Annotated in this window: 20 protein-coding genes and 1 pseudogene; 9 read left to right on the top strand and 12 right to left on the bottom strand. The window is 58.1% G+C overall.

All coding sequences use genetic code 11. The features are described from left to right. The first annotated feature begins 38 nt into the window (after positions 1-38). Positions 39-968 carry a transposase gene (locus tag PSH65_RS18030; protein ID WP_305421584.1) on the top strand — a complete coding sequence of 310 codons (930 nt, stop codon included), beginning with the start codon at positions 39-41 and terminating at the stop codon, positions 966-968. 171 nt (positions 969-1,139) lie between these two features. Here the strand turns inward: PSH65_RS18030 and PSH65_RS18025 are convergent, their stop codons facing one another. After that, positions 1,140-2,003, bottom strand: coding sequence for a universal stress protein (locus PSH65_RS18025; protein WP_305421583.1), 864 nt, complete (start codon positions 2,001-2,003; stop codon positions 1,140-1,142). Between the two features lie 159 nt (positions 2,004-2,162). Here PSH65_RS18025 and PSH65_RS18020 point away from each other — a divergent pair, with 159 nt between their 5' ends. From PSH65_RS18020 to PSH65_RS31860, 5 genes are all read left to right on the top strand, one after another. Next, on the top strand, positions 2,163-2,771 hold the full coding sequence (locus tag PSH65_RS18020) for a tRNA-(ms[2]io[6]A)-hydroxylase (RefSeq protein WP_007906324.1): 609 nt from the start codon (positions 2,163-2,165) through the stop codon (positions 2,769-2,771). A gap of 247 nt (positions 2,772-3,018) precedes the next feature. Continuing rightward, entirely contained in the window at positions 3,019-3,726 is a 708-nt protein-coding gene (locus tag PSH65_RS18015; RefSeq protein WP_305427009.1) for a winged helix-turn-helix domain-containing protein, read from the top strand. Beyond that, positions 3,727-5,013, top strand: coding sequence for an ATP-binding protein (locus PSH65_RS18010; protein WP_305421582.1), 1,287 nt, complete (start codon positions 3,727-3,729; stop codon positions 5,011-5,013). Between the two features lie 309 nt (positions 5,014-5,322). Then, on the top strand, positions 5,323-5,802 hold the full coding sequence (locus tag PSH65_RS31865; protein ID WP_370694652.1) for a transposase: 480 nt from the start codon (positions 5,323-5,325) through the stop codon (positions 5,800-5,802). After that, positions 5,756-6,313 (top strand): transposase, encoded by a 558-nt coding sequence (locus PSH65_RS31860; RefSeq protein ID WP_370694651.1) that lies wholly within the window; start codon positions 5,756-5,758, stop codon positions 6,311-6,313. Before PSH65_RS31865 ends, PSH65_RS31860 begins: the two co-directional genes overlap by 47 nt. Positions 6,314-6,402: 89 nt before the next feature. Here PSH65_RS31860 and PSH65_RS18000 read toward each other — a convergent pair. From PSH65_RS18000 to PSH65_RS17980, 5 genes and pseudogenes are all read right to left on the bottom strand, one after another. Then, a pseudogene (locus PSH65_RS18000) lies at positions 6,403-6,573 on the bottom strand (MipA/OmpV family protein); the annotation flags it as partial. A gap of 101 nt (positions 6,574-6,674) precedes the next feature. Next, positions 6,675-7,163 (bottom strand): GFA family protein, encoded by a 489-nt coding sequence (locus PSH65_RS17995; RefSeq protein WP_305421581.1) that lies wholly within the window; start codon positions 7,161-7,163, stop codon positions 6,675-6,677. A gap of 196 nt (positions 7,164-7,359) precedes the next feature. Beyond that, positions 7,360-7,977 (bottom strand): DNA-3-methyladenine glycosylase, encoded by a 618-nt coding sequence (locus tag PSH65_RS17990; RefSeq protein ID WP_305421580.1) that lies wholly within the window; start codon positions 7,975-7,977, stop codon positions 7,360-7,362. A 74-nt stretch (positions 7,978-8,051) separates the two neighbouring features. Continuing rightward, positions 8,052-8,864 carry an isocitrate lyase/phosphoenolpyruvate mutase family protein gene (locus PSH65_RS17985; protein WP_305421579.1) on the bottom strand — a complete coding sequence of 271 codons (813 nt, stop codon included), beginning with the start codon at positions 8,862-8,864 and terminating at the stop codon, positions 8,052-8,054. A gap of 45 nt (positions 8,865-8,909) precedes the next feature. Then, positions 8,910-9,992 carry a bifunctional transcriptional activator/DNA repair enzyme AdaA gene (locus PSH65_RS17980; protein WP_305421578.1) on the bottom strand — a complete coding sequence of 361 codons (1,083 nt, stop codon included), beginning with the start codon at positions 9,990-9,992 and terminating at the stop codon, positions 8,910-8,912. A 126-nt stretch (positions 9,993-10,118) separates the two neighbouring features. On the opposite strand from PSH65_RS17980, the gene PSH65_RS17975 reads away from it, so the two are divergent. Next, complete coding sequence (locus PSH65_RS17975) at positions 10,119-10,532, top strand: VOC family protein (protein ID WP_305421577.1); 414 nt, start codon at positions 10,119-10,121, stop codon at positions 10,530-10,532. A gap of 3 nt (positions 10,533-10,535) precedes the next feature. On the opposite strand, the gene PSH65_RS17970 is transcribed toward PSH65_RS17975, so the two are convergent. The 5 genes from PSH65_RS17970 to PSH65_RS17950 all read right to left on the bottom strand — a co-directional run bounded on the left by PSH65_RS17970 (position 10,536) and on the right by PSH65_RS17950 (position 15,511). After that, the gene (locus PSH65_RS17970) at positions 10,536-11,156 is read right to left on the bottom strand and encodes a LysE family translocator (protein WP_305421576.1); all 621 of its coding nucleotides are present in this window, start codon (positions 11,154-11,156) and stop codon (positions 10,536-10,538) included. A gap of 260 nt (positions 11,157-11,416) precedes the next feature. Then, positions 11,417-11,707 carry a hypothetical protein gene (locus PSH65_RS17965; protein ID WP_305421575.1) on the bottom strand — a complete coding sequence of 97 codons (291 nt, stop codon included), beginning with the start codon at positions 11,705-11,707 and terminating at the stop codon, positions 11,417-11,419. Between the two features lie 297 nt (positions 11,708-12,004). After that, complete coding sequence (locus PSH65_RS17960) at positions 12,005-12,910, bottom strand: amino acid ABC transporter substrate-binding protein (RefSeq protein ID WP_305421574.1); 906 nt, start codon at positions 12,908-12,910, stop codon at positions 12,005-12,007. Between the two features lie 17 nt (positions 12,911-12,927). Continuing rightward, entirely contained in the window at positions 12,928-14,268 is a 1,341-nt protein-coding gene (gene potE, locus PSH65_RS17955) for a putrescine-ornithine antiporter (protein ID WP_305421573.1), read from the bottom strand. 286 nt (positions 14,269-14,554) lie between these two features. Beyond that, the gene (locus tag PSH65_RS17950) at positions 14,555-15,511 is read right to left on the bottom strand and encodes a LysR family transcriptional regulator (protein WP_305421572.1); all 957 of its coding nucleotides are present in this window, start codon (positions 15,509-15,511) and stop codon (positions 14,555-14,557) included. Between the two features lie 225 nt (positions 15,512-15,736). Here PSH65_RS17950 and PSH65_RS17945 point away from each other — a divergent pair, with 225 nt between their 5' ends. Both PSH65_RS17945 and PSH65_RS17940 read left to right on the top strand, forming a co-directional pair. Then, the gene (locus PSH65_RS17945; protein ID WP_305421571.1) at positions 15,737-17,032 is read left to right on the top strand and encodes a dicarboxylate/amino acid:cation symporter; all 1,296 of its coding nucleotides are present in this window, start codon (positions 15,737-15,739) and stop codon (positions 17,030-17,032) included. An 11-nt stretch (positions 17,033-17,043) separates the two neighbouring features. Beyond that, positions 17,044-18,534 (top strand): amino acid racemase, encoded by a 1,491-nt coding sequence (locus tag PSH65_RS17940; protein ID WP_305421570.1) that lies wholly within the window; start codon positions 17,044-17,046, stop codon positions 18,532-18,534. A gap of 63 nt (positions 18,535-18,597) precedes the next feature. Here PSH65_RS17940 and PSH65_RS17935 read toward each other — a convergent pair whose 3' ends face one another. Next, complete coding sequence (locus tag PSH65_RS17935; RefSeq protein WP_008074349.1) at positions 18,598-18,810, bottom strand: DUF1059 domain-containing protein; 213 nt, start codon at positions 18,808-18,810, stop codon at positions 18,598-18,600. Between the last annotated feature and the right edge of the window lie 196 nt (positions 18,811-19,006).

Raw genomic sequence — 19,006 nt, 5'->3', positions numbered from 1 at the left:
CAGAGCGCTCTCATTTATGAGTGTAAGAGGGTTTAGCCATGTTTTCCTGCGCAGGCATTGATGTTTCCAAAGACAGTCTGGAAGTCTGGATTAATTCGCAAGGCATTGGTGCGAGTTTTCCGAACAGCGCCAGTGGTTTCCCGGTGCTGATTGATTGGTTAAAAGGCTTCGAAGTCACCCGCGTGTTACTGGAAGCCACCGGTGGCTACGAGCGGGGGCCCATGAAGGTGCTTCAAAGGGGCGGCTTTGACGTCTTACGAATCAATCCTCGTCGGGCGAAAGATTTTGCCAAGGCAATGGGTTATCGCGCTAAAACAGACGCGATAGATGCGCGGCTTCTCGCCGAATTTGCAACGATTATAAAGGACGCCGATAGCCGTATCACCAGCGCCGAACAGGACAATTTGCGTGCGCTGGTACAGCAACGCGAAAACTTTGTTCAGCAGCAAAGTGACGACAGGCGGCGTATCAAAACGGCTTCTGTCGACTCGATAAAACCCTTGTTGCAAAGCCATATCGACTATTTAGATCAGGCAATAAAGTCGATAGAACAGCTGATCTGCCAAAGCGCCAAAGACCTGGACAGTGAAAAAATTGCCCGCTTGCGCTCGGTTAAGGGACTAGGGCTCGTGACCGCAGCCAGCATCATGGCCTACCTGCCTGAGCTGGGAGAGGTTGGACGGCACGAGATCGCAGCACTGGCAGGGATCGCCCCTTACAACGACGACAGCGGCAACCACGAAGGGCCTCGTCATATAAGCGGTGGCCGATTTGCCGTGCGACGTGCGATGTACATGGCCAGTTGGGCTGTGATTTTGCGACAACCCGAGTTCAAAGCCCGATATGACGCGCTTCGCCTGAGAGGTAAATGCGCGAAAGTGGCGCTGATCGCCTGCATGCGGGTGTTGTTGATAAGGCTGAACGCGATGATCCGTGACCAAACTGAGTGGAGAGAGCAGGCAGCCTAAACAGACTGCTTGCTCATTTGGGAAATCACATGGTTTGAGACTGTGGAAGTTCGGCTGCCCTTTGATCAAACTTCAAAATAAAAGACATCAAGACAGTTGCTCCCACAGGTACTTCATCGACCTGTGGGAGCGGGCTTGCCCGCGATGGCGATCTACTTGACGCCGAAAATCTCAATGCCGGGTCACGATCTCTTCCAGATGATCCATGACCGTATCCGGCTTGAGCACCAGCACATCGCTCTCCAGCGCATCGAGCACCACTTCCGCCGTATTACCGATCAACGCCCCGGACAACCCAGTCCGCGCCACCGTGCCGATCACCGTCACGGAGGCCCCCAGCTTATGGGCCATGAACGGAATCAACACATCCGCCGGACCTTCCTCGATGTGCAGGTGGTCGTCGTCGATGTCGAACTCGGCCTGGAACGCCTTGCACTGCTCGCGGTAACGGGCCTCGATGGTTTCCTTGAGCTGAAACGTCGGATCGGCCGCCGACAGCATCGGCGACGGATGGGCGCTGATCACGTGCAGATGGGCCTTGGCCAAGCTGGCAATGTCGTAGCCATGATCGATGATGCTGGCATGCAAGGTGCGGTGTTCGCCGTCCATATTGCCGACATCGATGGCCGCCAGGATCACCCCGCCGGCCCAGGGTTTGGCGGTTTTCACCAGCAGCACCGGGGTCGGGCAGTAGCGCAGCAGTTTCCAGTCCGCCGGGGTCAGCAGGGCCTTTTTCAGTGGGCTGTCAGGGAAATGCTGCTTGACCACCAGCCCGCAACCTTCGGCCTGCTGCACGTCGATAATGGTGTCGTGCAGGCTTTCGTTCCAGGCTTGCTCGGTGGTGACGTTGTAACCGTCCGCCAGCAGGGCCGCCTTGAGCACGCTGAGCATCGCGCTGTGGTCGTGCTTTTTATCGCAGACCAGCAGGTGCAGATGAGCCTGGGTCACGCCAGCGATCAGTTTGGCCCGTTTGAGCGCCAGGCTCTCCGAGTGTTCGGGTTCGATGACCACCAGAATGCTGCGGATGGCTTGCATGATCGGGATCTCCAGGAAGGTAAAAACACTGCGTTGCACAACTATAGTTGCTGGTCGGGCATTCGCGACTTGATGCATATCAACGGTCGCGGCTGGTGGTCTGTCGGCAGGCCGGTATAATCGGCGCCCTTCGTTCTGTACCTTTTATCCGTGAGCCCCATGATCCTTCCCGAAATTCACGAGTTCCTTGGCTGCCGCACGCCCGATGGCTGGGTCCAGGCCGCGTTGGCCGATCAGGAAACGCTGCTGATCGACCACAAAAACTGCGAATTCAAGGCGGCCAGCACGGCGTTGAGCCTGATTGCCAAATATCACTCCCACGTCGATCTGATCAACCTGATGTCGCGTCTGGCCCGGGAAGAACTGGTGCACCACGAACAGGTCATGCGCCTGATGAAAAAGCGCAAGATCGAGCTGCGTCAGCTGTCCGCCGGGCGCTATGCCTCGGGGCTGCGCAAAGTGGTGCGCAGCCACGAACCGGTGAAGCTGGTGGACACCCTGGTGGTCGGCGCCTTCATCGAAGCCCGCAGCTGCGAGCGTTTCGAGGCGTTGGTGCCGCATCTGGATGAAGAGCTGGGCAAGTTCTACTTCGGCCTGCTGAAGAGCGAGGCCCGGCATTTCCAGGGTTACCTGAAACTGGCCTATCAGTACGGCGACGCCAAGGACATTGCCCAGGTGATCGACAAGGTGCGTGACGCCGAGCAGGCGTTGATCGAGTCGCCGGATGTGGAGTTCCGCTTTCACAGTGGTGTCCCAGCCGCCGCATAACCTTGTAGGGGCGAGGCTTGCCCGCGAAGGCGATCTCAAGAAGGCTTTCGCCGGCAAGTCGTGCTCCTGAAAATGCCATCCGCACGTTGCAATCTTCTGCGTCTGAATTGTTAAAAACTCTTAAGAGTATGAAACATCGCCTAAAACCGGCCCCCGTGGCCGGTTTTTGCTGCCCGTCATCACCGTCCCGTCACCGATTGGCGCCATAATGCCGGCCACTTCACTCAAGGGTTGGCAAACGGTCGTTATGGATAACCTGGGTTTTGGCAAAGTGCTGCTGGTGGAAGATGACGAAAAGCTTGCCGGGCTGATCGCGCATTTCCTGTCCCAACACGGCTTCGAGGTCCGGCAGGTGCATCGCGGTGATCTGGCGTTGGCCGCTTTCCTCGACTTCAAACCGAAAATCGTGGTGCTCGACCTGATGCTGCCGGGCCAGAGCGGCCTGCACGTGTGCCGCGAAATTCGCAGCGTCTCTGACACGCCGATCGTCATCCTCACCGCCAAGGAAGACGATCTCGATCACATCCTCGGCCTGGAATCCGGCGCCGACGACTACGTGATCAAACCGATAAAACCACCGGTACTGCTGGCCCGTTTGCGCGCTTTGCAACGCCGTCAGATGCCAGACAGCAGCGTGTGCAGTTCGCTGGAATTCGGCCATCTGAGCATCGATCGCAGCTGCCGCGAAGTGCGCCTGGCGGGCGAGGGCATCGAGCTCACCACCATGGAATTCGAACTGCTGTGGTTGCTGGCCAGCGCCGCCGGCAAGACTCTGTCCCGCGACGATATCCTCAACCGCATGCGCGGTATTGCCTTCGACGGCCTCAATCGCAGCGTCGACGTCTACATCAGCAAATTGCGCGGCAAGCTCAAGGACAACCCACGCGAGCCGGTGTGCATCAAGACCGTGTGGGGCAAGGGTTATCTGTTCAATCCATTTGGGTGGGAGCTGTAAATGCTGCGGTTATTTCTCGGGCTGTTTCTGGTAATGACGGTTGGCTTGATACTGGCGCTGCAAACCGTCGAGCGTACGTTCGATGCGCTGCTCGACGGTCAGATGCAGAGCTACAACCAAGAGGCGGTGCGTGGTCAGGCGTGGTCGCTGACTGAGCAGTTGCGCGGCCTGGACGGTTCGGCCCGGGAGCGCCAACTGGAAGCCGTGCGCCCCCACTACGGCTTGGGCCTGACGCTGGTCGAGAGCGATCAACTGGCCCTGACCGATCAGGAAAAAGCCGAGTTGGCCCAGGGGCTGCTGGTCATTCGCGACCAGTACACGCAGTTCATCTCGCGCATTGACGACGGCCCGCAACTGCTCAGCATCAGTCTGCCGGCCGAGCCGAGCCTGATGCCGTTCTACATTGCCGCGGCCTATTTGATGATCGCGGTGATGATCGGTTTCGTGTTGTTTTTCTGGGTGCGCCCGCACTGGCGCGATCTGGAGACACTGCGCCTGGCCGCCGAACGCTTTGGCGACAACGACCTGTCGGCGCGCATCCAGCTGTCCAAACGCTCGAACATTCGTGACCTGGCTGAACACTTCAACCTGATGGCCGCGCGCATCGAGGGGCTTATCGCCAATCAGCGCGAGCTGACCAACGCGGTGTCCCACGAATTGCGCACGCCGATTGCACGGTTGTCGTTCGAACTCGATCAACTCAAGCAACAACCCGATCCGACCCAGAACCGCAAGTTGATTGCCGACATGTACGCCGACCTCGGCGAGCTGGAAGAAATGGTTTCCGAGCTGCTGACGTACGCCAGCCTTGAGCGTGGCGCTACGGTAATTTCGCGGGAGAACATTCAGGCCAGCCATTGGCTCGACAGTGTGGTGGGTAGCGTGGCGCTGGAGGCCGAAGCCGCCGGGGTGCAATTGCTGATTGTCGAGTGTCAGGTCGATGAGGTTCGCATCGAACCGCGCTTCATGGCACGGGCTGTGATCAATTTGCTGCGCAATGCCATTCGCTATGCCGACGAACGGGTGGAAGTATCGTTAGTGCGCACCGGCGATCATTACGAAGTGCGGGTCAACGACGACGGGCCGGGCGTGCCGCTGGACGGGCGGGAGAAAATCTTCGAACCGTTCTCGCGCCTGGACGCCAGTCGCGACCGCCGCACCGGTGGTTTCGGCTTGGGCCTGGCGTTGGTGCGACGGGTGTCGCAATCCCATGGCGGGCAAGTGGAAGTGGCGGACTCTCCGTGGGGCGGGGCGTCGTTTCGCATGACTTGGGCGCATGTCGATTAGCTGTGGTGTTCTTACGGACGCCTTCGCGGGCAAGCCTCGCTCCTTGTATGTTGGCCGAACACCCGGCGAGAGCAGCTAAGCTCCTCGGTGTTGTCTCAAAGATGTGTTTCTGGGGGAGGCCGATCGCTCCTGAAGGCAGGATTTGCTCCTGACCTTGTCTGTAGAGAGGCCCCCCCGCCTCATTGCCCACCACGAAGAGTATCGAGAAGCCGACAAGTCGGACTTCGCATTACAAGGTTGCAGTGGCATGAAGTTCGAGGTCGGGGGAACCAGGAGCCATCTTCACCCAGTTTCCTTGGAGTGGAAAGCATGAGTGTACACGTCGGATTGGATGTTGGTTCTCGCACCACAGCAATGGGATGGCGTGACAAAGGCCGTGCAGCTGGCTCGTGGGATATCGCTCAAACGCCCAAGGGGCGCAAGGCTGCCGTGAAAAAGCTGATAGCACTCAAACCGCTTTCTGTGGTCATGGAAGCCACCGGGATTTATTACCTGGATCTGGCCCTGGAGTTAAGCACTGCAGGCTTGCCGGTTTCTGTGATCAACCCGAAAAGCTCCCGCAATTTTGCAAGACTGATGCTTCAACACAGTAAAACGGACGCCATCGACGCCCAGTTGCTAGCGGAGTACGGCGAACGCATGACGCCTCGCTTGTGGACTCCTCCAAGCCCCGCCCAGCTTGAGTTGCGTGCCATTGGCCGGCATATCAACCGTCTGACCTGCCACTGCACCCGAGCGAAGAATGCATGCCCTTCAAGCGACCGAAACAACTTCAGCGATGCTGATTGAGGATGAGGAAGAAGCTATTGCGATGTTCGGCAGGCGCATCGAACGGTTTAGGCGAGCCGGGCGAGACATCATCGCTAGCTGTCCAATTTTGCAGGAGCAGTTTGATCACATGGTGGCTGCACCCGGAATGGGTGAGGTCTCGACATTTGCAGTGCTGGCTGAACTGACGACCCTGCCAGTGACACTCAAATCCCCGCAGATCAGTCGTTATGCAGGGCTGGACGTGCGACTGACCCAGTCTGGAACGAGCATCGACAAACCCGGGCGCCTGAGCAAGGGTGGCAACGCCTACCTGCGCTCGGCGATGTTCATGCCTGCCATGTCAGCGATCCGTTGCGATCCTTATGTGAAGGCTTTTTACGACGTGCTAGTCGGTCGTGGAAAACGAAAAATGCAGGCCATCTGCGCGGTTATGCGCAAATACCTGACAGGCTTGTGGGCCTGCATACGTGCTGGAGAGGATTTCGATACGGCCAAGCTTTTCAGCGAAAAACATCTGCTAAAAGCTTGACCGTGAACAGAGTATCTACAGGATTGTTGATCGTTCCTACGGTGAGAACGATCCTGGATCTCAAAAGGTATAAACCACCTGCCCAGCCAAATGATCTTTGCCCCCAACAACGGCGCGACTACGCGTTCATCACTGCCGCTATAACGCGGCACGCTGGCGGCACCGGCTCGCAGGCTGTAGCGCCAGTCTTCGGCGTGCAATGAGTCGGAAGAGATGAGCAGGCAGCATGAAGTCAACGGCAGACACAACGAACGAAACATGGGAGCACCCGAAGGGAGGTTGGATGCGCCCATGCTAGGCAGGTGCGGGCCGGCAATCTTTGACAGCTTTGTCGGGAAACTGTCAAAGACTGTGAACGGCCTTAGCGGCTCAAACCCAGGCGCTCATGCCATTGGGCGATGGACTCTTCGGGCCAGACATCGCACTGTCGATCAGCGGGCTGCGTCTGGACTTCCACCCATGATGCTTTCGAACCGAGCATCACGTGCGTGTACTCGGGTGGCACCGGCAGCGCCGTGTCGATGACCGAGGCGAATGGGTGAACAAGGTCCGGCCATTCAGGACTGAACACCCATAATCCCGAGCCGCAAACGGAACAGAAATGCCGCTCGGCGGTGCTGCGACGGGCGCGTTTGTCGCCTTCTTCCTTGAGCCGCGCATGGTAAATCGAGATGTGCTTGCGACCGTGCACCTTGAGGCTGGCGGCATCGCCAGCGATGTTGATCGCATAACCGCCACCACCCTGGGTTTTACGACAGATCGAGCAATAGCAGCGTTGATAAGGGTAGGGGTGGGCGCTGGTCAGGCTGAACGACACTGCGCCGCAATGGCAGGAGCCTTCGAGCTGCATGGGAACCTCCGTTGGGTCTTGGGATGGCTCAAGACAGCCTAGACTGTCAGTGTTCCTGGGCAGTGGAATTTAGGGTGGCTGTTCGGGCGCCTTCGCGGGCAAGCCCGCTCCCACATGGTCTTCAGTGTTCACAAATAATGTGTTCACAGAATATCCCTGTGGGAGCGGGCTTGCCCGCGATGAACGATAACGCGGTCTACCGGCTGGGCACCCGCCACAAATACCACGCTGCCACCGTCCGATAAGGGCGCCACGCCAGCCCGATTTCAATCATCTGCTTACGAGTCGGCTGTACCTCCAACCCCTTCAGCCGCCGATATCCCTCGCGCACCCCAAAGTCATCAGCCGGCAAAATGTCTGGCCGCTCCAGGCTGTAAATCAACAGCATTTCAACCGTCCAGCGGCCAACGCCACGCAAGGTAATCAACCGCTCGATCAACGCTTCATCGTCCATGGCCAGCGCTGTGGCGTAATCCGGCACCACGCCGTCCAGAGCTGCCTGAGCGATGCCCTGAATGGTCGCGATCTTGCTGGCGGAAAACCCGCAACCGCGCATCTGTTCGAAGTCTGTCGCCAGAATCTGCTCCGGCCTGGGGAAGGTGCTCGCCGGAAACAACGCCAGCATCCGGCCGACAATCGCATCGCCGGCTTTTGCATGCAATTGTTGATAGGCAATCGCTCGCACCAGCGATTCGTAAGGATCGCGAGCCGCATGGGGCTGATGCAGGCAGGGGCCGATGAGGCTGATGTGGCGTTGCCAGTCGGCATCGAGGGCCGAGAGAAATTCACTGGCCAGTTGATAGGTGTCGGGCATGGAGCATCCTGAAGCGCGGGTGACTGCGGGAAGATTAGTCGTCACCCCGCAGCGCCGCACTCCATTGCTTGCGGTCAAACTTTGCCGGTGGGGGCCAGCAGGGCGTTCACTTGGCCATAAGTGAAGGCCTTGAGGTCGCTGCTATCGAGTTTTCCGGTTTGCAGAAAGCTTTTCGCCACCGATGCCATGGCACCGTAGAGGAATTCGGCGATGCTCGACCCGGCGCTCAAACGGCGCACGCCGAGGGCTTGCAGTTCTTCAGGCGAAGGCAGGCCCGCGAAACCCAGCACGTTCACCGGCAGTGTCGTGCCACGGCACAGCGCTTCGATCTCATACGCCGCCGTGACGCCCGCCGCGAACAGCCCGTCGGCACCGGCGGCCTGATACAACGCGGCGCGCTTGAGGGTCTCTGCCACGCGATCTTCGGCCGGCACCAAACCCCTGAGATACACGTCGGTGCGAGCGTTGATAAATAGCTTTACGTCCCGACGATCGGCGACCTGGCGAGCGATTTCGATCTTGCGGGCCAGCAGCTCGGGCGGCGACGCACCGTCCTCGATATTGATCCCCACAGCACCGGCGGCGATGACGGCGTCGATCACGTCCGCAACCCGCCCCAGGTCATCGGAATAACCGGCCTCGATGTCCACGGTCAACGGCACCGTAATGACCCGGGCGATGGACTCGACGGTGGAAACCAGACGTTCAAGCGGCAAGGTATTGCCATCCGGGTAACCGTGAACCCAAGCCACTGCCGCGCTGCTGGTGGCGATAGCCTTGCTGCCCAGCTGTTCCACCAGTCGCGCCCCGGTGGCATCGGCAACGTTGGTCAGAATCAGCAGGCCGCTCTGGTGCAGTTGGTGGAATTGGTTGTCGAGTGTGTCCATCGAATGTCCTTCCTTATGACTTTTTTTGAATAAAAGGCGCAGTGATCAGAATGCGAGTTGTTCGGTGATTTGCACCGCGGCCCTTTCCAGCCTGAGCAGAAACGCCTTGCGCGGTTGTCCTCCACCATAGCCGGTCAACGAGCCGTCTGCACCGATCACCCGGTGACAGGGCAGGATAATCGCCAGGCGGTTTTGTCCGTTGGCCAGGCCCACGGCGCGACTGGCGCCGGGCTTGCCCAGTTGCGCGGCGATCGCGCCATAAGTAGTGGTCTGGCCGTAGGGGATTTTCATCAGTTCGGCCCATACCTGCCGGGCGAAAGCGCTGCCGGGCAGGTGCAGCGGTACGTTGAATTCGGTTCGTTTACCAGCGAAGTATTGCGCCAGTTCTTCTTCGATCTGCTGCAAATGCCCGTTGTGACCTGGGGCCACGGCGTAGCCATAACGGTTTTGCAGTTCTTCGATTTCCTTGGTCAGTGCCGGTCGATCGAGAAACTCCAGCAGCACCAGCCCACGTTGTTCGGCCATGGCGATCATCGGCCCCAGCGGTGTGGTCAGTCGAGTGAACAGCAGTGGCTCGCTGTGGACGGCGCGGCCGGGCGTGATATGGAACGACTTTTGAAACGTATCGCGAAAGCCGCTCAGGGATTCGTAGCCGGAGTCGAACGCAGCGTTGTCGATGGATTCACCCTGTTTGATGCCGCCGAGGGCGATGCCCAGGCGCCGGCTGCGCAGCCAGGCGTGGAAGGTCATGCCGAAATGCTGCTTGAACCAGCGGCGCAGTTTCAGCGGCTCGATGCCCTCGGCGAGCAACTGGGCATCGGTCCAGCGCAGGTCGGGATCGGCGTCCACGGATTTGAGCAGCCGCTGCACCCCGTCCGGCGCGATGGCCGCGGCGTCCAGCGGCTTGCAACGCAGGCAGGCCCGATAGCCCGCCGACATCGCCTCGTCGGCATGGGCGAAGAACTCGACGTTTTCCGGCTTCGGTTTGCGCGCCGTGCAGCCGGGGCGGCAGAAAATGCCAGTGGTTTTGACCGCGGTAAAGAACACCCCCTCGTAGGCGGTGTCGCGTTCGAGCATGGCGCGAACCATCTCGGCGTGGGGCGGGAGCACAGCGTTTTGTAGGTTCATGGGCTGAGCATATGCCGCGTCGCTCGGTGCCTCCACCGGAAAATCGACAGTGAATTTTTGCGGCCCTGAGCTACAGTCATCGGGTCACCGATAATTCTGTAAACGATATTTTCAGGAATCATCCTAATGCGACCGTTTACGATCAAACACATCGATCACATCGTTCTGCGCGTCAAGGATCTCGAACGAAGCACCCTTTTTTACGGCGAGGTATTCGGCGCCGAACTGATCAAGCGCCGCGACGATCTGGGCATGGTGCATTTGCGTGCGGGCACCTCGATGATTGACCTCGTCGACATCCAGGGCGAACTCGGTCGCAAGGGCGGCGCTGGCGCTGGCCACGAGCGGCGCAACGTCGATCACTTCTGCCTGCGCATTGAACCGTTCGACGAGCAAGCGCTGGTCCGTCACTTGCAGTCCTTCGACCTGAAACCCGAGAAAGCCGCCGTGCGTTTCGGCGCCGAAGGCCACGGATTGTCGATCTATTGCTTCGATCCGGACGGCAACCAGGTCGAACTGAAAGGGCCGTCTCAAGGGTAAGGATCAGGTTCGTTTCGCCATCAACAGCACCGAAGCCGCTGCCGACAACAATCCCGCGCAGCAACGGTTGAATATCCGCTTGCCCCGTGGTTCGGCGAACCAGCGGCGCATGTGCAGGCCCATGTAGGCGTAGGCGCTGATGGCGATCCACTCCAGCAGCAGGAACAACGTGCCGAGCACGACGAATTGCGCGGCTACCGGCTGGGTCGGGTCGACGAACTGCGGCAGGAATGCGGTGAACAGCAAGATTGCCTTGGGATTACCCGCCGCCACCAGGAATTCCTGCCGCGCCAGAGCCAGGATCCCCATCGACTTGCCGGTGATGTGCTGTTCGGCCTCGGGATTGGCGCGCCACAGTTGCCAGGCCAGATACAACAGGTAAGCGGCGCCAATGATCTTGATCGCATAGAACAGCCATTTCGAGGTTTGCAGCACCACCGACAACCCGGCGGCGGCCAGGGCGATCATCCCGGCAAACGCCAGCAAGCGACCGACACCCGCCACACAGGTGCGACGATAGCCATAACGGGTGGCGTTGCTGACCGACAGTAGATTGTTCGGACCGGGGGCCATGTTCAGGGCGAAGCAGGCCGGGAGAAACAGGGTGAGGGTGGCGAGGTCCATGTCGACGGCTCCAGTAACGAGAGCCGTATTTTTATCATGAGTGACGAGTGGGCCGGCCCATACAGCGGTGAGCGCAAATCGCCGTACACTTATGCCTGCTTGGTTAAGGCAAATGCCAGTGGGTTAGCGCAATCCATGTGGGAGCGGGCTCACTCAGCAGAGAAAAAAACAGGGGACAACAGGGGACAGACCACGATTGGCCGGCATTCGCCTTAAATCACGGTCTGTCCCTTCTACGTAAGATCAACTGGAAAGGCGCGCTATTTGATCTGCACAATCACCGGACCTTCCGTCACGATCGGCGGATTCGCGTGGATATTCGAGGCATTTTTCTGAATCCAGTCGCGCGCGACTTTCAAGCTCGCATCGCTGCCGGCCTTGTCCGCGCAAACAGTCACCGCCGTACCGCCATCACCGGTATTCAGCAGTGTGTAGCTTACCAGGCCAGGTACTGTCCGCAGGGTAGCTTCGACGTCGGCCTTGCGCTGTTCCAAAAGATCGAACAGCTGCTTTGCTCCAGCACCCAAGTAGGTTCTTATAACCGCATACATGGTCGTCTCCTTTGGGAGTTACCGTCTTGATGCCAATCCAGATCCGTTGATGGTCGCTATCACTCAGGTTTCAGTTCATCCCGCTTTATTCAGCTTAGCCAAACGCTCGGAGGCGAGCCAAATGCAACGACCATCGGCCACTTTTGGCCGAAAGCGAACTTGCGTTCGCGCGTTTGACGAATGAGGAACGCCGCGTCCAAACGGCCAGGTTCCACACCTTAACTGACTGGCATTGCCTGGCCGCTTTTTAACAGACGAAGCGACTTACTTATCCGACCCCGATTGTTGGCTACGGCTCTAAGGTGCCGCATAGACCTTGAACAGCTTTTTGTCCGTTTCGCTGACGCCTCCCAGATAGTTGTCGTATGCCTGTCCGATCTCGCCCGATCGGTACATTTCACTCAGCGTGGTGTCGACCAGCAAACGGAAGTTTTCATCGTCTCGATCCACTGCCATTGCAGTCGGAGCGTAGTCAAAAATACGATCGAGCAGGACCAGGTTTCCTGCGGAGTAGTCTTTGGCGAGGAGGTTCTTGAGCATCATGCGTTCGGCGAAGAAGGTATCGGCTTTGCCTTCAGCGACCAGTTTGAGGCCAGCGTCAATATTCTCGACCGTGACCAGGGTCGCCACCACACCGAGCAATTGCATCTTCTGACGGATCCAGGTTTCGGTGACTCCGCCAGCAGTGGTGGCATAAGTTTGGCTGGACAGCCCATGGTTGATGGTCGCTCGCCAAGTCGGCCCGGTATGGGCTACTTGTCCGTTAAGTACATTGAGCAACGCTTCTGGTGCTTCCTGGCGCACCACTGCCGACAGGCCGGCCGTGTAGATCGGCACCGAATAGCTCACGGTCTTGCGCCGCTCCAGTGTGGGCAGTGTCGGTGTACAGAGTATGTCGACTTTGCCCGAACTGACGGCACTCATCTCGTCGTTGGCTGCGACGGGCTGGTAACGTATTTGCAAACCGGGCAAACCCAACTCGGTCTTGACCTTGTCAGCGATTTTCAGACAAAGCTCGATGGCATAGCCGCTGGCTTCGCCGCCTGCATGGACGCTAAAAGGTGCGAAGTCTGGCAGATAGCCGAGGGTGAAGGTGTTACTCGCCCGCACACGTTCAAGGGTATTGGCATTAGCCAATACCGGCACCAGCGTGAGCAGGCAGACGAGCAGCAGGTGGGTGGTGTTGGTCTGTTTTATGTTCATATCCTGGTTCCCCGAATTCAGATGTTGCTGGCCTTGGCCTGAGCGATTGGAGACTCATCGACAAAACGCTTGGAGAGGAAGCCATAGAGCAAGTAGCCGAACGCAAGGACAAGGGTGCCACCGAATACCGCATCCTTGCCGCAGGAATAGAGGGCGTACAACGAATAGGCCACCGCAATCAGTAGCAGTGCCGTGTTGCGTGTGTATACGCCTGCACTGACTTTGGCTTTGTACATCATGACCAGCAGGCCGGTGGCCGCCGTCACGTAGGGGATCAGGTTGGTCACTGCCGCCAGGCTCACGAGCTTCCCGAACTGGGCGCTGGCATTGGGCGAAATGGTCGACAGCGCCATCAAGGTTTGCAAAACACCGCAGACGAGCATGCCGACGATGGGGGCATTCCGTGCGCTGATCTTGCTGAACAGTTTTGGGAACATTCCCTGGTCAGCCGTCATTTTGGCTGTTTGTGCCAGGGTGAACTGCCAGCCCAGCAGCGAGCCGACACAGGCCATGACTGCGAGCGCCATGATGATGTTGCCGACGGTGGGGTTGAACATATGTGCATAGACGAGCGCGAAAGGGGCCGAAGAATTGGCCAGTTCGGCGTTGGGTATGATGCCTTGGATGACCGTGGTCGACAGCACATAGACCCCTGCCGCTCCCAGTGTGCCTAACAGACAGGCCAGCGGCACGGTGCGCTTGGGATCTTCCACTGCATCGGAGGCTTGCGCGGCTGACTCCATGCCGAGGAAGGCCCACAGGGTCAGGGGAATAGCCTTGCTGATGGCTTCGGACATTGGCAGGTTGTTCGGGTTCCAGGCAGCAGCCAGTACATCGGGCTTGAACCAGAACCAACCGATGATGCTCAAGCCGGCCACCGGGATGATCACACCCCACACGGTAATCGCACCGATCTTGCCCGTGATGCCGGGGCCACCAAAGTTGGCCACGGTGGTCAACCAGAGCAAGCCGACCGTTCCTGTAAACAGCGCAATGGCGCCACTACCCAACCAGGGCACGAACGATGTCATGTAGCCCACCGCGGAGATAGCAACTGCCACGTTGGCGATGGCCAGCGAAAGGAAGTACAGGTACGAGCAGAGGAAGAATCCTGATTTGCCATGCGCCTCTTCGGTATAGGCGGACAACCCGCCTGAGCGCAGACAGAAGATGCCGCACTGGGAAAAGCAATAGGCGATGGCCATGGAGCCTATGGCGGTGACGATCCATGACAGCAATGAAACGGCCCCAAGCTGGGCCATGCTCGTCGGCAACATGATAATGCCCGACCCCATCATGTTCACCGTCACCAATGTGGTGAGGCCCATAAGGCTCATTTTCTTGTTTTCATCGGCCATCGGAAACTCCTTGATCTGCACTACGCATTAACCCGTGCCCAAAGCCTGAGAGAACCGCCACCACTCTGACGCCGGTCGCGGCCACCACCCGCGCTTTTGATTGGCGTTTAGCGGGCAGTCCAGGATCATGACGGCGAGACAATACTGGCCAGGCGTATCTGACAGACCAAGGTGATGCCATCGCAGACAAGCCAGCTCCCGCATTGACCGTGTTCCGTCAGGGAGAGTGTAGTGGGCCGTTAGATATCCGTAGCGCTCCTGTAACAGGTACTGGCGCTTCCACATATCATGATGCTTTCGGTGTCATCTCTTGATTCTGAATAGCTGCGGTGAGCAAGCGTAATGAGGCACTTTCCAGGGTTTTCCAGAGATTGCGCATCGTCGGATTTTGATTGGCAATTGCACAGTACGAGCGGATTTCCAGGCGCGTACTCCATTCCTCGCCACCCGCTCTGACCAATAGCCCTCGCTCCATCTCGTCGACGACTGCGCTTTGTGGCAACCAGGCCACGCCGTAGCCCTCGATAGCCATGCGCATCAGGAGCATCGCCATATCCGCTTCATAACAGCGCTCCAGCACGACCGGTGCAGGACCGTTCTTGATCACGATGTCGGCAACGCGACCCAGAAAAGTCGTTGCGGTGTAGGCGAGATAGGGCACCGGTTTGCCGGAGCTGCCGGGCAAGCGGAACAGCGGTTCGCCTCTATCGTTTGCCGCGCACAAGGGGATAAAGGCATCGTGCCCGAGCGTCAGGCTGCCGAAGCGCTCAGGGTTCAGCAGGATGGGCGCAAGAGGGTGGTGATAGACCATCATCAAATCGCAACTGCCTTCCTCTAACGCGATGACGGCATCATGAATATTGGCGGCGACCACTCGCGCATTGAACTGCTCATTGTGTTGCTGGAACTGCGAGAGCCATTTAGGAAGAAAGGTCATCGAGAGGCTGTGGCCAGCCGTGACCTGGATGGATCGTCCCGGCATCCGCTCCACTTCGCGCAACGTTGAGCGCAATCTCAGTAATCCTGCCAGCGCCTCTCTGCCTTCTTCACAGAAAGTCACTCCGGCAGCTGTGAGCTGAACGGGATAGGTGCCACGGTCCACCAGTTCGACCCCCACCCATTCCTCAAGTGACCGAATACGGCGTGACAACGCCGACTGCGTCACACACCGGACCTCAGCCGCGCGCGAGAAATTTTTCAACTCGGCAATCGCTAGAAGGTCATCCAGCCATTTGATTTGCATATCAGGATCTCCCGCTGTGAGAGCGCCATTTTACGTCGCAATTGCCTGGTCATCGCGGCTGTTCAAAAACTATTCCAAAAGCGCATGGGCCTAGCAGGATTACTCATCATGCCGGGTCGATCCGGTCCTTAGAATCAGCACAGCACCGATGCCCCTCAGAGCATTGGGCGAATCAAATTGACCCTGCCAAGTAAAAAAATCTAAAAACTACTTGAGGACAGCTCCGTGAAGAAAAATAAGCTTCCACGTCGAATTGCGATTGGCATTGTGCTGGGCGTGCTTGTGGGTTGGGCGTGTCACCATTTCGCAGGAAGCGAGCAAAGTGCCAAGGAGATTGCAGCTTACTTTTCGATGGTCACCGACATTTTCCTGCGATTGATCAAGATGATCATTGCCCCCCTGGTATTTGCGACGCTGGTCGGTGGCATCGCCAGCATGGGTAACTCTCGTTCCGTTGGACGGATCGGCATGCGGGCGATGGCGTGGTTCGTGACGGCCTCAGTCATCTCACTCATGATCGGGATGGGGCTGGTTAACCTGTTTCAACCCGGTGCCGGATTGAATATGGAGGTTGTTCAACATGCAACCGCCGCCGTGCCAGTCAATACGGGGGATTTCAGCCTCAAGACCTTTATCAGCCATGTGTTCCCTCGCAGTATTGCCGAGGCCATGGCTAATAACGAGATCCTGCAAATTGTGGTCTTTTCGCTGTTCTTCGGATTCGCCCTGGCCGGTGCCAAACGTGCTGGCTACACGAAGATAACGGACTCCATTGAGGAGTTGGCAAAGGTGATGTTCAAGATCACCGACTACGTAATGGCTTTCGCGCCGATTGGTGTTTTCGCCGCCATCGCATCTGCCATTACTACCCAGGGACTTGGTTTGCTCGTCGATTACGGCAAGCTGATCGCCGAGTTCTACTTGGGGATTGTCATCCTTTGGGCCGTGTTGTTCGGCGCAGGCTATGCGTTCCTCGGACGATCGGTTTTTGACCTCGGCAAGCTTATTCGCGAGCCGATCCTCTTGGCGTTTTCAACCGCCAGCAGCGAGTCCGCTTACCCAAAAACCATTGAGGCGCTGGAGAAGTTCGGCGCTCCAAAACGGGTGTCCAGCTTCGTGTTGCCCCTGGGTTACTCGTTCAACCTTGACGGTTCGATGATGTACCAGGCGTTCGCCATCATGTTCATAGCCCAGGCGTACAACATCGACCTCAGCTTTACCCAGCAACTGCTGATTCTTTTGACGTTGATGGTCACCAGCAAGGGAATGGCGGGTGTTGCACGTGCCTCAGTCGTTGTCGTCGCTGCGACACTGCCAATGTTCAATCTTCCTGAGGCAGGCCTGCTGTTGATCATTGGCATTGACCAGTTCCTGGACATGGCTCGAACCGCCACCAACGTAGTGGGGAACAGTATCGCAACGGCCGTCGTCGCCAAATCCGAGCCTCACGAAGAACCCGCGGAGGAGGGCCAGGCACAGGTTCCAGTGCGGTCTCGATCCGAACCGGTTTCGGTGGCTTGAGGAGTCGGGTCATGAAAGTTAAAGCGAGGTCGACCAACAAAACTTCTATTGTCCGCAAGCTGGGCATTGTCGGTGGACTCGGGTCACTGGCCGGGGGAGATCTGTTCTATAAGTTGGTCAAGTCCAGAGCCGTGCTGGAGGACCAGGGTCGATACCATTTTCTGTTTGAGCAGCACCCTTTCAAGGACGTGCTGCTGCCCCTGGACAGCGGGGCGAGCATGACTTCGCGCAAGTTCTATGTGTTCCAGGTGTGCAAGTCGTTCGAGGAAAGTGGCTTCGATGCCGTGATGCTTCCCTGCTTCGCGAGCCATACCTTCCGCGCTGAAATCCAGGAGGAGCTTGGCATTGCGGTATTGGACATGATGGCTGCTTTGACCCGGCACGTTAGTCACGTCGTCGAGCCGCAAACGACCTTGGGAGTCATCGCCTCCGACTTTGTCCGCCATTGCGGATTGTTCGAACGACATTTCGAAAAGGATTTCAAGATTGTCTACCCGGATCCGCAAGCGCAATCGGCGTTGATGGAGGCCATGTACGGCCTGAACGGCATCAAGGACGGCCACCTGGAAGGCGTACCTCTTGAAGCGGTTTACCAGGCTTGCCTCTCATTGCAGGCGCAGGGAGCCACGGTGATCTTGCCCGGCATGACAGAGCTTTCGCTGGTCTGCACTGACCTGCAGCGTCGAGGGGTTGCCGTCCTGGACATCAATGAGATCTACGCGAACTTCGCCACGCTGGAGAGCGGACAGCCAAGACGTCCCCCCTTCAAATTGGGCATCCTGGGCGGCGTCGGGCCTGCCGCCACCGTGGATTTCATGGGCAAGGTGGTCGCCCATACGCCTGCGGGGAAGGATCAGGAGCACATCAAAATGGTGGTCGAGCAAAACCCGCAAATACCGGACCGAACGGCCAATCTGCTCCGAGATGAAACGGATCCCACGATGGCGATGTATGCAACCTGCAAGCGTCTCGAAAGCGCGGGAGCAAACGCCATCGCGATACCTTGCAATACCGCCCATGCGTTCGTCGAACGTATTCAGACGCACCTGAGGGTGCCCATCGTGAACATGCTGACCGAAACGGTGGAATGGATAGTGCAGAAATTTGGTTCGGGTAAGGCGATCGGCCTTTTGGCGACATCCGGTACCGTACAAAGTCAGGTTTATCACCAGGCCGCACGTCGCGCCGGGCTTCAAATCCTCACGCCTGGCGTCGATTACCAAGCGATGGTCATGGAAGCCATTTACGGGCAACGAGGTATCAAGGCCGGATTCACCCAAGGGCTCTGCAAAGAACAATTGCTGCTGGCAGCCGAACACCTGTGTGAGTTGGGGGCGGGGGTTCTGATCCTGGGGTGTACGGAATTGCCTCTGGTGCTCGACCATTGCGAGGCGTTTGAAATCAATGGGCACACCGTGGCGCTTGTCGACCCGACGACGATCCTGGCTTTGAAGTGCATAGAGTTGGCAGAAAAGGATCCATCAAGCCAACGAGCTTTGTGAAGCGCTCAAGTCATACCCCCAAATCCCCCGAGCAGCCTGCGGCAGCTCGGAGGGATCTCCTTATCAAGCGGGACGTGGTGCTTCAACAGGCGGGGTGCCGTCGTGAAACATGGTCTTCAGTTGAGCACGCAGTTCTGGTGAGTCGGTGTGCTTGTGAACACTGACCGCATGCTGTGCAGCGGCCTCGAGCAGTTCGTTTTCAGAGTCTGCAGACAGCGCGACCGAGCATTTGGAATCGCTTGGAAACTCGCGGCAATCGATGTATTTACGCGCCATGATCTTCTCCTCCCTACAATGAAGGCAGGCCGTGGCCTGCGTGAACGATCACTCGACGCGATACCCCGTACATCAAACACGATTGCATGTCGCTTCGAGTGTGCCGACTCTTGAAGTATAGGCCCGCCACAAGGCGCATCGTGGCAGGCTTGCGACGACTAAATCTCAGATCTGCCGAAATGTAGGGTTAGGGAAA

Origin of the sequence: Pseudomonas sp. FP603 (assembly GCF_030687415.1) — a bacterium.
Lineage (GTDB): Bacteria > Pseudomonadota > Gammaproteobacteria > Pseudomonadales > Pseudomonadaceae > Aquipseudomonas > Aquipseudomonas wuhanensis.
Note: the sequence above shows the minus strand (reverse complement) of the source record. Positions and strands in the feature narration are given on the sequence as shown.